Below are 13,808 nucleotides of genomic sequence, written 5' to 3'. Positions count from 1 at the left end.
CCTCGCCCACCCACTCGTACACGCCCGGGACGACGGCCAAAAAAACCGGCGCTAGCGCCCCGCCTCCTTCGAGACCAGGGCCACCGCCTCGTCCACGTCGTCCGTGACGTGGAACAGGAGCAGGTCCTTCTCCGAGGCCTTGCCCTGGGCCACCAGGGTGTTCTTCAGCCAGTCGACCAGGCCGCCCCAGTACTCGGTGCCGAAGAGGACGATCGGGAAGCGGGTGACCTTCTGGGTCTGGACGAGGGTGAGGGCCTCGAAGAGTTCGTCGAGGGTGCCGAGGCCGCCGGGGAGGACCACGAAGCCCTGGGCGTACTTGACGAACATCATCTTGCGGACGAAGAAGTACCGGAAGTTCAGACCGATGTCGACGTAGGGGTTGAGCCCCTGCTCGAAGGGGAGCTCGATACCGAGGCCGACGGAGACGCCCTTCGCCTCGCAGGCGCCCTTGTTCGCCGCTTCCATGGCACCGGGGCCACCGCCGGTGATCACCGCGAAGCCGGCCTCGACCAGGCCCCGGCCGAGGCGGACCCCGGCGTCGTACTCGGGAGAGTCGGCCGGTGTGCGGGCGGAGCCGAACACACTGATCGCGGGCGGGAGTTCGGCGAGGGTGCCGAAGCCCTCGATGAACTCCGACTGGATGCGCAGGACGCGCCAGGGGTCCGTGTGGACCCAGTCGGAGGGCCCGCCCGCATCCAGCAGGCGCTGGTCGGTCGTGCTCGCCGTCACCTGGCCCCGCCTGCGGATCACCGGTCCCAGACGCTGCTCCGACGGTGGCTGCTTCTTCCCCTCGGGGTTGCCTGTAGCCATGTACGCTCCCTCCGCTGCGGGGCCTGCGGTCTTGCAGGTCGTGCAGATGTTGCAGGTCTTTCCACTCAGCGTAGATCCACGCGGGTTACGGACGGGGGACGTGTGCATGTCCGCCATGAAGCGCCGTACCGGCGATCCCCGGGCGCGCGCTCACCCCTCGTCCACCCTCGCTGCTACGCCGTGAGCCACGCCCTCAGCCGCTCCTCCCCCGCCAGGATCTTCGCCGTCTCCACGCGTTCGTCCCGCTTGTGCGCCAAGTGCGGGTTGCCGGGGCCGTAGTTGACCGCCGGGATGCCGAGGGAGGAGAAACGGGAGACGTCCGTCCAGCCGTACTTGGGGCGTGCGGTGCCGCCGACCGCGGCCATGAACGCCGCTGCCGCGGGGTGGGAGAGGCCGGGGAGCGCGCCGCCGCTGTGGTCGTCCACCACGAACTCCTCGACCCCGCAGTCGGCGAAGACCTCGCGGACGTGCGCGACGGCCTCCTCCTCGGTGCGGTCGGGGGCGTAGCGGAAGTTGACGGTCACGACGCATTCGTCCGGGATGACATTGCCCGCCACGCCGCCCGAGATGCCGACCGCGTTCAGGCCCTCGCGGTACTCCAGGCCGTCGATCAGCGGGTAACGGGGTTCGTACGACGCCAGGCGCGCCAGGATCGGGGCCGCCGCGTGGATCGCGTTCGAGCCCATCCAGCCGCGCGCGGAGTGGGCGCGCTCGCCCTTCGTCTTGAGGAGCACCCTGAGCGTGCCCTGGCAACCGCCCTCGACCTCGCCGTCCGACGGCTCCAGCAGGACCGCGAAGTCGCCCTCCAGCCACTCCGGGCGGGCCTCGGACACGTGCTTGAGGCCGTTGAGGTCCGCGGTGACCTCTTCGTTGTCGTAGAAGATGAAGGTCAGGTCGCGGTTGGGGGCCAGGATCGTCTCGGCGATGCGGAGCTGGACCGCGACGCCCGACTTCATGTCGCAGGTGCCGCAGCCCCACAGGACGCCGTCCTCGTCGAGCCGTGACGGGACGTTGTCCGCGATCGGGACCGTGTCGATGTGGCCGGCGAGGATCACACGCTCCGGCCGACCCAGGTTGGTCCGCGCCACGACGTTGTTGCCGTACCGGTCGACCGTCAGGTGCGGCAGCGCGCGCAGGGCGGCCTCGATCGCGTCCGCGAGGGGCTGTTCCGTGCCGCTGACGGAAGGGAAGTCGACGAGCTGCGCGGTGAGCTTCGCGGCGTCCTGCGTGAGGTCAAGGGAGGTGTCGGCCATGGTGCCGACCCTAACGCGCCGGACCGTCGGGCCGTCCGCCCACTTTCCTCACTCGCCCCATACCCCTCGGTAACCTCAGCTACCTTGTAGGGCGTGCCAGAGCCGTACCCCTCCTCCACACGTCGTGGCCGCCTCCTGCGTCGCGGGGCGGCCTTCCTGGTCCTGCTCGCCGTCGCGGGCTATCTCGCGGTGCAGTACGTCACCGGCGGCACGGGTGAACCGGGCTGCGAGGTCGCCTCCGGCGACGGTGACGGGGCGAGGTACCAGTTCACGCCGGAGCAGGCGGTGAACGCGGCGACGATCGCCGCCGTCGGCACCGGCCGCGGACTGCCCGAGCGCGCCGTGACGATCGCTCTCGCGACCGCCCTGCAGGAGTCGGCGCTGCGCAACATCACCCACGGCGACCGTGACTCGCTGGGCCTGTTCCAGCAGCGGCCCTCGATGGGCTGGGGCACCGAGGCGGAGATCATGGACCCGATCTACTCGTCGGGCATGTTCTACCAGCACCTGGTCAAGGTCCGCGGATACATGGAGATGCCGCTCACCGTGGCCGCGCAGCACGTCCAGCGCAGCGGCTTCCCGGACGCGTACGCCAAGCACGAGCCGGACGCGACGCTGCTCGCGGCCGCTCTCACCGGGCGTTCGGCGGCCACGCTGACCTGCGAGGGGCGCCCGGGCGTCGCGCGAGCCACGGGCCCGGACGGCGTGCGGGCCGCGCTCGTACGGGACTTCGGGCGGGACGCCCTCCAGCCGGCCTCGGCCGAGGTCGGTGCCGAGGACGCCACACCCACGCCCACCGCGACCGCGGGCGGGAGCGACGGGCAGACCGTTGTGCTGCCCGTGACGGCCGACGGGGGTTCCGGCGCCGGGCGCGAAGTCCGCGAGCGCGGCTGGCAGTTGGCCCACTGGGCCGTGGCCAACGCCTCCGAACTGCACATCAAGCGGGTGTCGTACGCCGGGCGGGAGTGGACCGCCGGGAACACCGACAGCCGGTGGCGTCCGCTCGCGGGGCAGGACGCCTCGGGGGCGCGGAGCGGGCTGGACTCGGTCCGGATCACGACCATGCCGTAACAGCCGGCCACCCGTACACGCCGACTGCTACGCGCAGGCGTTCGGCCGATCACTCCCGAGGGTCACCCGGGGTGTCGGTCGGCGGTGCTGTGGGCAGGTTTTCGCGCGGACACCCTCACATCCGTCAAAGGCCTTGAGAATCAAGGGCTGTAAGGATTCGGCAGGGTTTCGGGCGGCATGAGTTCTGCCCCGATTTATCCGCAGGCGATAATGCGACGCATTGCCAACTCTTTACGTTGCGCCGCCGCAACCTTCGAGGGCTTCGAGCGGTAGTCACTGCGTCCGAGCCCGGAGATCAACAGCCAGTCGGTCAACTGCCGGGCGTGGTCGGACACTTCATCGTTCTCATCCGACATAACCGTCGAAGGAGCATCATGTCCCTCCCCCTGACCCGCCGGATCGCCCGTGCCGCGCTGCTCGTCGCTGCGGGAGCGGCTGCCGGGGTCGGTGCGGCCGGCTCCGCCAGCGCGGCCCCCGAACTGCCCGACGCCTCCAAGGTCGGCGGGCTGACCGCCCTGGACGGCACGAGCGTCGTCGACGGCGCGGCCACGAACGCCACCGGGCTCGCGGGTGGCGCGGTCGACAACGCGGTCGACAACGCGCTGCCGACCGCGACGAAGGCCAGTGGCAAGGTGACCAAGACCGGCGGCAAGGCCGCGAAGAAGGCGGTGCCGACGGCGACCAAGGCCGGCAGCAAGGTCACGAAGAAGGCGACGCCCGCGGCTCAGGAGACCGCGGGCGGTGTCGCCGGGTCGGTCGGGACCGTCCTCGGTGACGCGGCTGGGAGTGGCGTGCCGGCGACCGGCTCGCTGCCGGTGCAGGGGCTTCCGCTCGGCTGACGGTCGGCATGCGCCCGGCTTGAGCCGACGGGGTTCAGGGAATTTCCCTGGGCCCCGTCGGCTTTTGCGTGCCTGCGACGGTACGTCGGCCAGGGCCGGGGCGTATTCGGTGGGCTGCCGTTCGACCGCGGGCCTACGTCAGGCGCTGGACCGCTGCCCTCACGCGTTCGTCCGTTGCCGTGAAGGCGACTCGGACGTGGTGGGCGCCCGCCTCGCCGTAGAAGTCGCCCGGGGCCACGAGGATGCCCAGGTCGGCCAGGGCGGAGACGGTCGTCCAGCAGGACTCGTCCTTGGTGGCCCAGAGGTAGAGGCTGGCCTCGCTGTGCTCGATGCGGAAGCCGTGGCGGAGCAGGGCCTCGCGCAGGGCCGTGCGGCGGGCGGCGTAGCGGTCGCGCTGGACGCGGACGTGTTCGTCGTCGCCCAGAGCCGCGACGGCCGCCGCCTGGGTCGGGGCCGACGTCATCATGCCGCCGTGCTTGCGGATCTGCAGGAGGGGAGACAGGACCGCGGGGTCGCCGGCCAGGAACGCGGCGCGGTAGCCGGCCAGGTTCGAGCGCTTGGAGAGGCTGTGGACCGCGACGATGCCGTCGTACGAGCCGCCGTTCACGTCCGGGTGCAGGACCGAGACCGGGTCGGCCTCCCAGCCCAGCTCCAGGTAGCACTCGTCGGAGAAGAGCAGGATGCCGTGCGAGCGGGCCCACGCCACGATCCGGGTGAGCTCGTCCTTGGACAGGACCTTGCCCGTCGGGTTCGACGGGGAGTTCAGCCAGAGGAGCTTCAGGCCGGCCGGGTCCAGCTCGGTCGGGTCGTCGTAGACCTCGTGGTCGGCGCGGGCGAGGCGGGCGCCGACCTCGTACGTCGGGTAGGCGAGGCGCGGGTACGCGACCCTGTCGCCGGGGCCCAGGCCCAGCTGGGTGGGGAGCCAGGCGACCAGTTCCTTGGAGCCGACGATCGGCAGGACGTGCCGGTGGGTGACCTCACGGGCGCCCAGGCGGCGCTCCACCCAGCCCGTAATCGCGTCACGCAGTGCCGGGGTGCCCCAGACCGTCGGATAGCCCGGGGAGTCCGCCGCGTCGATCAGAGCCTTCTGGATCAGCTCGGGAACCGGGTCGACCGGCGTGCCGACGGAGAGGTCGACGATGCCGTCGGGGTGCGCGGCGGCCGTCTTCTTGTACGGCTCCAGCTTGTCCCAGGGGAAGGTCGGAAGACGGTCGGAGACTGCGGACACGGGATCTCGCTCACTTTCTGGTACAGCAGATACGGCAACGCCTCGGTCCCGTACGACGATCGGGGCGATCAGGCCGTACGGGACCGAGGCGGCACGCTGTGCGGGTCGCCGGTGAGGATTACTCGGCCTGCGGCGGGAGCGCGGCGACGAACGGGTGGTCGCGCTCGATCAGGCCCAGCTTGCTGGCGCCGCCGGGGGAGCCGAGCTCGTCGAAGAACTCGACGTTCGCCTTGTAGTAGTCCTTCCACTCCTCCGGAGTGTCGTCCTCGTAGAAGATCGCCTCGACCGGGCATACCGGCTCACAGGCACCACAGTCGACGCATTCGTCCGGGTGGATGTACAAGGACCGGGAGCCCTCGTAGATGCAGTCGACCGGGCACTCTTCGATGCACGCCTTGTCCTTCACGTCGACACAAGGCTGCGCGATGACGTAGGTCACGCTGTCGTTCCTCCTCGATAGGGCGCTGGCGGGCCTCCTCAGGCCCTGCCGCCTGGCGCGCGGGAGCGCGGCGTCGTCGATGCCCGCCCCTAGTATCTCCGTTCTTGGGCATGATCCGAACAGGAGGGGTGAACTGACCTGTGGAAATCTCAGCGACGGGGCGCTTTGAGGTCCGTATCACCGCTGCTGACGTGGGCAAACGGGTCTCCGTACGCTGCCTGAACGATCCTGCGGCCGAGGGTGAGAAGTTCACCGACACGGTGGGTGTTCTCGCATCATGGGACGACGGTGTGCTGCTGATCACACGGAAGAGTGGCGAGACCGTCCGCATCGCGGAATCGTCGCTGGTCGCGGGGAAGGTGGTGCCCGCCGCTCCCGCCAGGCGCCGGGGGCCCGCCGCCTCGTACGAGGAACTCGCGCACGTCTCCTCGCGCGCGTGGCGGCCCGTCGAGAGCGAGCGGCTCGGCGAGTGGGAGCTGCGCGCCGCGTCCGGGTTCACCCGGCGGGCCAACTCGGTGCTGCCGCTCGGCGACCCCGGCATGCCGCTGCCCGCCGCACTGGAGGTCGTACGGCGCTGGTACGGCGACCGTGGGCTCCCCGCCTACGTCCAGACCGCGACCGGAGCCGAGGGCACGCAGGAGCTGCTGTGCGCGGAGCTGGAGCGGCTCGGGTGGGTGCGGGAGGTGTCCGCCGAGATGTGGGTCGGGGCGCTCGCGCCCGTCGCCGACCGGGACGAGGGCGCCGGAGTGGTGGTGGCCCGGAAGGCGGACGAGGCTTGGCTTGCGCGGTATCAGCGCAAGGGGGTGAGCGAGGTGGCCCTGAAGGTGCTCGGGAGCGGGCCGTCGGTGTGGTTCGCGACGGTTCCCGGTGCGAGTGGCGGTGCGCCTGCCGCGATCGGGCGCTGTGTCGTGGACGGGCGGTGGGCCGGGTTCGCCGCCGTGGAGGTCGATCCGTCGCTGCGGCGGCAGGGGCTGGCCACCCGGGTGATGGCCGCGCTGGCCCGGCAGGCCCTCGACGAGGGGGCGTCCGCGGCATGGCTGCAGGTCGAGGCGGAGAACGAGGGCGCGCGGGAAATGTACGCCGCGATGGGGTTCGCCGCGCATCATGCCTACCACCACTATCGATCTCCGTGAGCAGTGGTACCGATCGCCGCGAAAGGGCACGAGCCAGCTATGCGTCCCCCCTACCCCCCACCGCCCGAACGCTCCGCCGAGCTGCGGCGGCGGTTCGCCGAAGAGGCGCGGTCCGAGCGGCCCGATCTGTCCATGCTGTGTCTGCTGGTGGGAGCCGAGGCGGACGGGGCGCTGGACGAGTCGGGGATGGATTCCGTGCAGGTGGAGCTGGACGCGCTGGCCGGACGGCTGCCGTTCCGGCCGGGCGGGCCGAGGGCGTGGGCCGTGGCCCTGCGGGAGCTGCTCGGGGAGCGGTGCGGGTTTCGCGGCTCGGCCGCGGACTATCAGCGGCTGGAGTCGTCGTTGCTGCACGAGGTGCTTGAGCGGCGGCGGGGGCTGCCGATCCTGTTGTCGGTGGTGTGGATGGAGGTGGCCCGGCGGGCGGGGGCCCCGGTGTACGGGGTCGCGCTGCCCGGGCACTTCGTCGTGGGCTTCGGGCCGACCGATGAGCAGGTGCTCGCCGACCCGTTCGACGGGGGGCGGGTGCTGACGGGGGGCGATGCGGAGCTGCTGGTGGCGGGGGCCACGGGGGCGCCGCTGGATCCGTCGATGCTGTCGCCGGCCGATCCGCTGGATGTGGTGCTGCGGATACTGAACAACGTGCGCGCCTGGGCGGCGACTCGGCCCGAGCGGTCGGATGTGGCGCTGTGGGCGGTGGAGCTGTCGCTGCTGCTGCCGTCGCATCCGGCTCGGTTGCGGTTCGAACGGGCGCAGTTGCTGGTGCAGCGGGGGGACTTCGTCGAGGGGGCCGTGGAGTTGGAGGAGTACGCGGAGTTGATCTGTGCGGTGGATGAGGGGGCGGCGGAACAGGTGCGGGGGCAGGCTCGGGCCGCGCGGGCGTTGCTCAACTGAGTTCGCCGGTTCGCCGTGGAGGGGTCACAGCCAGCCCTTCTCCCGCGCGATCCTCACCGCCTCCGCCCTGTTGCGTACCGCCAGTTTCTGGATGGCCGTCGAGAGGTAGTTGCGGACCGTGCCCTGGGACAGGTGCAGGGACGCCGCCAGTTCGGCGTTCGTGGAGCCGTCCTCCGCCGCTCGGAGGACCTCTCGCTCGCGGTCGGTCAAGGGGTTGGCGCCCTCCGCCAGGGCCGCTGCCGCCAGGGTGGGGTCGATGACCCGTTCGCCTGCCAGGACCTTGCGTATCGCCTCGGCCAGTTGGGCCGCGGGGGCGTCCTTGACCAGGAAGGCGTCGGCGCCGGACTCCATCGCGCTGCGGAGGTAGCCGGGGCGGCCGAAGGTCGTGAGGACGACCAGCTTCACGGCCGGCAGCTCGTCGTGCAGCAGTGCCGCCGCCTCGATGCCCGTCGCGCCCGGCATCTCGATGTCCAGGAGCGCCACATCCACGTCGTGGTCGCGGGCCGCCGCCAGGACCTCGTCGCCGCGGGCCACCTGGGCTACGACCTCGATGTCCTCCTCCAGGCCGAGCAGGGCGGCCAGGGCCTCGCGGACCATCGACTGGTCCTCGGCGAGGAGGACCTTGATCGTGCGGCTCATGAACCGGATCCTACGTCCGCCGGGATCGCGGCGGCCGGGACGCGGGCGATCAGGCGGAAGCCGTGCCGGGTACCGCCCGCCTGCAGGGTGCCGCCCGCCGTCTCCAGGCGTTCCGTGAGGCCGGTCAGGCCGTGGCCGGGGCCGTTGCCCTGGTCGCCGGAGCCGTCGTCCTCGACGGAGAGTTCGAGGACGGGGCCGTCGAGGGTCTGGCGGCGCAGGACCTCGACCGTGCAGCGCTGGGCGCCGCTGTGCCGTACGACGTTGGTGACCGCCTCGCGAAGCGCCCAGGCGAGGGCCGACTCGCTGTCCTCGGGGACGCCGGCGAGGTCGGGCTCGGCCGGGAGTTCGGCCGTCACCCCGGCCGCTGTCAGAGCGACCCTGGCGCCTGCCAGTTCCGCCGCGAGGCGCGGGCGGCGGTAGCCCGAGACCGCCTCGCGCACATCGACCAGGGCCTGGCGGCTGACCTGCTCGATGTCGGCGACCTGACGGGCCGCCTTGTCGGGGTGGTCAGGGAGCATACGGCCCGCGAGTTCGCTCTTGATGGTGATCAGGGAGAGGGAGTGGCCCAGCAGGTCGTGCAGGTCCCGGGCCAGGCGCAGTCTCTCCTCGTTGGCGGCCAGTTGGGCGACGGTGGCACGGGCCTCGCGCAGCGCGATCGTCGTGCGGACGAGTTCGCGTACGCCGGTCATGGCGAAGCCGCCCAGCAGGGCCGGGATCAACAGCCCGGCCAGGAAGGCCTTGCCGCCCGGTGTCGCGAACGCGATCACAGTCATCAGCGCGGACGCGGCCGGGATCGTCCAGCGCGCCATGCGCAGCGGCAGGGCCGCGCCGGACGCGATGGAGACGTACACGAACAGCACCAGCCACTCCCGGCCCAGGGTCAGGGCGAGGACCGTGGACTGGGCGGCGAGGACGCCCAGCGAGGCGAGCACGACGCTGTTGCGTTCGCCTCGGCCGGTGCGGAAGAGCAGCAGCATGTACCAGGTGACGAACGCGGCGAGGCCGATCCAGCCGAGCACCCGGACGCCTGTGCTGTGGCCGCCGTGCAGCAGGTCGTTGGCCGGCGCGCTCAGGTACACCAGCCAGATGCCGGTCCACAGAACCTTGACGAACCGTTGCCGGTGATTCTCCGGGCGCTGCCCCATCCCGACGCCTGTGCCGCTCACGCCTTCAACGTGTCCTTCCGGTACAGCCAGGCCGCGCCGCCCGTGAACAGGGCGAAGGAGACGACGAGGACGACGAGGTCCTTCGCGTGCGGGGCCTGGCTCTGCTCGATGGCCTGCCCCAGGGCAGCGTACGCGTGCGTGGGCACCCAGGCGGCGATGTCCTGGAGCCACTGCGGGAAGGTCGTCGTGGGCATCCACAGGCCGCCGAGCAGGGACAGCCCGAAGTAGATGATCATCGTGATCGGGCGTACCGCGTCACCGGTCGCGGAGTATCCGATCGCCACACCGAGCGCGGCGAAGACCAGACTCCCGGCCCAGATCGCACCGGTGAGGGCGAGCCACTGCCAGGCGTCCAGCCGTACGTCCTTCACGACGGCGGCGACGACGAAGATGACGACGATCGACGGCAGGCTGACCACCGCGGCGCTCGCGGTCTTGGCCAGCACATACCCGCGGCCCGGCAGGGTGGTCAGCCGCAGCTGCCGTACCCAGCCGCTCTCGCGCTCCTTGGCGATGCGCTCGCTGTTGCCCATCAGGACGGCCGTCAGCGCGCCGAAGGAGGCCATGGAGACCATCATGTACGTCGGCAGGGTCAGGCCGGTGCCGTCGACCTCGGTCGTGCTGTCGGCGCTGCCCGCGATCAGCAGGAACAGCATCGACGGGTAGAGCACCGAGAAGAACAGGAACTTGCGGTTGCGCAGGGCGCGGGTGAGTTCCAGCCGGATCAGGGCCTTCATGACGTACGTGCCTCCTCGGCGGTGGTTATGGCGACGAACGCCTGCTCGAGTCCGAGCCCGGCGACTTCGAGGTTGCGGGGGTAGAGGCCGAGTCCGTAGAGGGCGTGGACGGTCGCGTCGGCGTCGGAGGACTGGATGCGGACGGTCCGGCCGGGCCCCGCGGCGGAGCCGCTGTTGGACACCGCGAGCGTGGTGAGGAAGGGCAGGTCGCGCAGGGCGGCCTCGTCGACCGCACTGCCGGCCAGGTCGAAGGAGATCCGCCGGGCCCCGGCCTTCGCCTTGATCTCGGCCGCCGTGCCGTCGGCCAGCAGCCGGCCGCGGTGCAGGACCAGCACCCGGTCGGCGATCGCGTCGGCCTCTTCCAGGTAGTGCGTGGCGAACAGGACCGTACGGCCCTGGTCGGCCTGTTCGCGCATGGTGGCCCAGAAGGCCTGGCGGGTGGTGACGTCCATGCCGGTCGTGGGCTCGTCGAGGACGATCAGGTCGCTGTCGCCCGCGGTCGCGAGGGCGAAGCGGACGCGCTGGGACTGGCCGCCGGAGAGCTTGTCGACCTTGCGGTCGGCGATCTGCGTGATGCCCGCGCGGGCGAGCACGTCGGAGACGGGGTACGGCCGCGGATGCAGATCGCAGGCCAGCCGCACCATCTCGGCGACCGTGACCTCGCCCATCAGCCCGCCGCTCTGCAGCATGGCCCCCACCCGTCCGGCGACGATCGCCTCGCGCGGGTCGGTGCCGAAGACGCCGACCCTGCCGCTGTCGGGGCGCTTGAGGCCGAGCAGCAGATCGAGCGTGGTGGACTTGCCGGCCCCGTTCGGGCCCAGCAGGGCCACGGTCTCCCCCGGGTGCAGCGCGAGCGTGAGCCCGTCGACGGCTCGTACGTCCCCGTAGCTCTTGCTCACCTGGTCGAATCCGACCACCGGAGTCGTCGTGTTCAACGCTGTCGTTGTCATGTGCTCAAGGGTGGCCGCGCAGGCCCGGAGCCCGGCAGTGTCGGCGGTCCTGACTGCCGGATGACAGATGTCATACGACGACCAGGGGGCACCCGGCGAGTGCCGGGTGCCCCCTGGTCCGAGCAGCTGCGCTAACTCGGGTTGGTGTCGATGGTGACGGTGCGCTCCGCCGCCGTCTTGCCGCGCAGCGCCTTGCGCAGTGCGGAGGCGACGTCCTGCGGAAGGACATCGCGCTTGCCGCTCGCGCCGTTGATCTGCACGCCGTCGAAGGTGGCGCCGTACGCCTCCTTGAGCGCCTTGAGGTCGTACGTGTCCACGAGCTTGCCGTCGACGGCCTTGACTCCGAGGATCTTCGGCAGTGACAGGGAGCCGAACGGGATGCTGTGCGCGGCGTCCGTCTGGACCGTGACCTTGGTGGCCATCGCCGGTTCGGCGAACTCCTTCATGAACCGGTCGACCTCGGCGTTCGCGATCTTCGGCTGCTGAGTGGTCGTGGCGACCTGCACCGCGGAGGACGCGCCGGTCTCCACCTGGGTGCGGTAGGCCTCCTGGACCGCCGCGGTGGACTTGGCGACGTCGATGCCCTTGCCCGCCTTGCCGTAGACGGCGACGGCCTTGCCGGAGTCGAACTTGATCGTGCCCTCGGTCACGGAGCCGGAACCGCCGGAGACGTCCTGCAGGGCCGCCTGCAGCTTCTCCTCGTCGGTGGGCATGACCGGGTCGACGACCCGGTGGTTGCCGAAGAGGGAGCCGATGACCGAGACCGGGTTGTAGTCACTGGTCGCGGCCGTGCTGACCGTCTGCTGCATGTCGAACTGCAGCCCGGCCTTGTCCGGCTCCAGCGTGACGGTCTTGCCGCCCACGGACAGCTTCAGCGGCTTGTTGACCTGCTTGTCGAAGGCGTCGTTGAGCTTCTTCAGCGCCTCGTCGCGCGTGCCGCCGCCGATGTCGACGCCGAGCACGGTGGTGCCCTTGGGCACGTCGGAGTGGGCCATCAGCAGGCCGGCGCCGTAGACACCACCGGCGAGGACGATCACGCCGCCGCCGATCAGGGCCCGCTTGCTGCGGCCCTTCTTCTTGGGCGCGCGGGACGCCTGAGTCTGCGAAGTGGCGGGTTCCGGCAGCTTCGGGGGCGTGTGCGGCCCGGGCGCGTCGGGGCCGCCCGGCCCGAACGGCCCGCTCTGGGCGCCGGAGGGGACGACGGGGATGCCGCTGGTGACGGTGTGGCCCGAGACGTTGTCGGCGATGCCGTAGTGCGGGTTGCCGGGCTCGGGGGCCGGCTTCTGCGGGGTGAGGATCGCGGTGTCGTCGCTCATCGCACCGCCGGGGCCGCGGCCCGGGGCGTGCGGGGAGGCGCCGGGGCCACCGGGTCCGGCGGAGATGCCGGGGCCGCTCGGACCACCCGGGCCCGCAGGTCCGGGAGGACCACCGGGACCGGAGGGACCGCCACGGCCACTGCCGGGACCGCCGGGGCGACCCGGGCCCGCGGAGATGCCGGCACCAGCCGGGCCGCCCGGACCGCCCGGACCGGCGGAAATACCGGAACCACCCGGACCGCCGGGAAGACCGGCAGCACCGGGGCCGCCGAGTCCGCCGCCCGTGACCGGCGGCACCGCAGGGCCGTCGCCGGTGACCGGACCGGTCGTCGGGCCCGCGGGGCCGTGCGGGCCACCCTGGCCGCCGCGGCCGTTCGAGCCGTTGAAGTCGCTCGGGCCGCCGAAGTCGCCGGAGGCGTCGAAGCTGTTCGGAGCGTTGAAGTCGGCGGCCGGGTCGAAGCCGCCCGGCCCGCCCTGGGCGCCGTATCCGCCCGGGCCGGTCGGGCCGCCCTGGCCGCCGTAGCCGTTCGGGGCGCCCTGACCGTCCTGGCCTCCGCTGCCGTTCTCCGCGAAGTAGGGCAGGTCGTCGCGGCGCGCCTCGCCGCCGGGGCGCGCGCCGTTGCCGCCTCCCAGCGGGCCCGCCGCCAGCGCCTCGGTCACGTCGAAGGAACCGGTGCCGCCGCCGTGCCCCGGAGCCACGGGACCGCCGGTCGCACCGGGGAGCCCGGAGCCGCTCGCACCGCCGGGGCGCGAGCCGCCCGGCACGCTCATCGAGCCGACGACCCCACCGGGCCGCCCGGCACCGGCGCCCGGGCCGGCGGGACCGCCCGCGCCGGGGCCCGAACCGCCCGGCAGGCCCGCACCGTTGGTGGACGTGCCGCCCTGACCGCCCTTGCCCCCCGAGGACTTGCGGGGCGCGAACCAGTCGCTCGTCTTCTCCTCCGCCTGCCCCGCGGGCGGGGCCGGGGGCTCGACGGTGCCCGTGGACATGGCGGTGGCGGCGGACGGCTTCGACGTCTCGGCGTCCGTGTTGTCGACGGGGCCGGAGCTCTCGGCGTCCGCGACGGGCTTGCGCACGACGACCGGCGGAATGGGCCGGGATCCGGGGATATTGATCCGGATCCGCGTCGTCAGCGTGGTCTCGGTCTTGCGTTCCTCCGGCTGCGTGGCCGAACGGCCCGCGTCCGCACCGCTGTCGGAAGCCATGGGGGTCCCGTACGGCGGCGTGCCCGAGGGGTATGCGGCTCCGCCGCGCCCGTTGGGCCCGGAGGACGGAGTGTCAGTTTCACGACTCAAGGCAGGTTCTCCCGGTTGGCTCCGCCGCCCATACCTCACT

The 13,808-nt window shown here is 72.0% G+C and carries 13 protein-coding genes; 4 read left to right on the top strand and 9 right to left on the bottom strand.

Annotated elements, in window-relative coordinates; translation table 11 throughout:
- Positions 1-51 precede the first annotated feature (51 nt).
- A complete protein-coding gene (locus tag ACZ7M7_RS10100; protein WP_383628173.1) occupies positions 52-810 on the bottom strand; it encodes an LOG family protein in 759 nt (252 codons plus the stop codon).
- 173 nt (positions 811-983) lie between these two features.
- Positions 984-2,063 (bottom strand): succinyl-diaminopimelate desuccinylase, encoded by a 1,080-nt coding sequence (gene dapE / locus ACZ7M7_RS10095; RefSeq protein ID WP_472114672.1) that lies wholly within the window; start codon positions 2,061-2,063, stop codon positions 984-986.
- A gap of 93 nt (positions 2,064-2,156) precedes the next feature.
- Here dapE and ACZ7M7_RS10090 point away from each other — a divergent pair, with 93 nt between their 5' ends.
- Entirely contained in the window at positions 2,157-3,134 is a 978-nt protein-coding gene (locus tag ACZ7M7_RS10090; protein ID WP_383628170.1) for a VldE C-terminal domain-containing protein, read from the top strand.
- Between the two features lie 374 nt (positions 3,135-3,508).
- Positions 3,509-3,973, top strand: coding sequence for an ATP-binding protein (locus ACZ7M7_RS10085; protein WP_383603202.1), 465 nt, complete (start codon positions 3,509-3,511; stop codon positions 3,971-3,973).
- Positions 3,974-4,106: 133 nt separating this feature from the next.
- Here the strand turns inward: ACZ7M7_RS10085 and ACZ7M7_RS10080 are convergent, their stop codons facing one another.
- Both ACZ7M7_RS10080 and fdxA read right to left on the bottom strand, forming a co-directional pair.
- Complete coding sequence (locus ACZ7M7_RS10080; protein WP_383628168.1) at positions 4,107-5,201, bottom strand: bifunctional succinyldiaminopimelate transaminase/glutamate-prephenate aminotransferase; 1,095 nt, start codon at positions 5,199-5,201, stop codon at positions 4,107-4,109.
- 118 nt (positions 5,202-5,319) lie between these two features.
- A complete protein-coding gene (gene fdxA / locus ACZ7M7_RS10075) occupies positions 5,320-5,640 on the bottom strand; it encodes a ferredoxin (protein WP_362249186.1) in 321 nt (106 codons plus the stop codon).
- A gap of 140 nt (positions 5,641-5,780) precedes the next feature.
- Here fdxA and ACZ7M7_RS10070 point away from each other — a divergent pair, with 140 nt between their 5' ends.
- Both ACZ7M7_RS10070 and ACZ7M7_RS10065 read left to right on the top strand, forming a co-directional pair.
- Positions 5,781-6,773 (top strand): GNAT family N-acetyltransferase, encoded by a 993-nt coding sequence (locus ACZ7M7_RS10070; protein WP_472114667.1) that lies wholly within the window; start codon positions 5,781-5,783, stop codon positions 6,771-6,773.
- A gap of 39 nt (positions 6,774-6,812) precedes the next feature.
- Entirely contained in the window at positions 6,813-7,664 is an 852-nt protein-coding gene (locus ACZ7M7_RS10065) for a transglutaminase family protein (RefSeq protein WP_383628164.1), read from the top strand.
- A 24-nt stretch (positions 7,665-7,688) separates the two neighbouring features.
- Here ACZ7M7_RS10065 and ACZ7M7_RS10060 read toward each other — a convergent pair whose 3' ends face one another.
- The 5 genes from ACZ7M7_RS10060 to ACZ7M7_RS10040 form a co-directional block, all read right to left on the bottom strand.
- Positions 7,689-8,303 (bottom strand): response regulator transcription factor, encoded by a 615-nt coding sequence (locus tag ACZ7M7_RS10060; RefSeq protein WP_383603214.1) that lies wholly within the window; start codon positions 8,301-8,303, stop codon positions 7,689-7,691.
- A complete protein-coding gene (locus ACZ7M7_RS10055) occupies positions 8,300-9,469 on the bottom strand; it encodes a sensor histidine kinase (protein ID WP_472114663.1) in 1,170 nt (389 codons plus the stop codon). Before ACZ7M7_RS10055 ends, ACZ7M7_RS10060 begins: the two co-directional genes overlap by 4 nt.
- Positions 9,466-10,206, bottom strand: a complete 741-nt coding sequence (locus ACZ7M7_RS10050; RefSeq protein WP_369273226.1) for an ABC transporter permease — start codon at positions 10,204-10,206, stop codon at positions 9,466-9,468. Before ACZ7M7_RS10050 ends, ACZ7M7_RS10055 begins: the two co-directional genes overlap by 4 nt.
- Positions 10,203-11,156 carry an ABC transporter ATP-binding protein gene (locus ACZ7M7_RS10045; protein ID WP_472114660.1) on the bottom strand — a complete coding sequence of 318 codons (954 nt, stop codon included), beginning with the start codon at positions 11,154-11,156 and terminating at the stop codon, positions 10,203-10,205. Before ACZ7M7_RS10045 ends, ACZ7M7_RS10050 begins: the two co-directional genes overlap by 4 nt.
- Positions 11,157-11,287: 131 nt before the next feature.
- Positions 11,288-13,768, bottom strand: a complete 2,481-nt coding sequence (locus ACZ7M7_RS10040; protein ID WP_472114657.1) for a hypothetical protein — start codon at positions 13,766-13,768, stop codon at positions 11,288-11,290.
- Positions 13,769-13,808: the final 40 nt, after the last annotated feature.

This window comes from Streptomyces sp. NPDC111606, from assembly GCF_055656945.1.
The sequence above is the reverse complement of the archived record's forward strand: the minus strand, read 5'-3'. Positions and strand labels throughout refer to the sequence as shown.

Bases quoted from the DNA above. Each gene is read 5' to 3' on its own strand.
- ACZ7M7_RS10085 (WP_383603202.1), top strand. From the start codon at position 3,509: ATGTCCCTCCCCCTGACCCGCCGGATCGCCCGTGCCGCGCTGCTCGTC.
- ACZ7M7_RS10050 (WP_369273226.1), bottom strand. From the start codon at position 10,206: ATGAAGGCCCTGATCCGGCTGGAACTCACCCGCGCCCTGCGCAACCGC.
- dapE (WP_472114672.1), bottom strand. From the start codon at position 2,063: ATGGCCGACACCTCCCTTGACCTCACGCAGGACGCCGCGAAGCTCACC.
- ACZ7M7_RS10060 (WP_383603214.1), bottom strand. From the start codon at position 8,303: ATGAGCCGCACGATCAAGGTCCTCCTCGCCGAGGACCAGTCGATGGTC.
- ACZ7M7_RS10065 (WP_383628164.1), top strand. From the start codon at position 6,813: ATGCGTCCCCCCTACCCCCCACCGCCCGAACGCTCCGCCGAGCTGCGG.
- ACZ7M7_RS10045 (WP_472114660.1), bottom strand. From the start codon at position 11,156: ATGACAACGACAGCGTTGAACACGACGACTCCGGTGGTCGGATTCGAC.
- ACZ7M7_RS10100 (WP_383628173.1), bottom strand. From the start codon at position 810: ATGGCTACAGGCAACCCCGAGGGGAAGAAGCAGCCACCGTCGGAGCAG.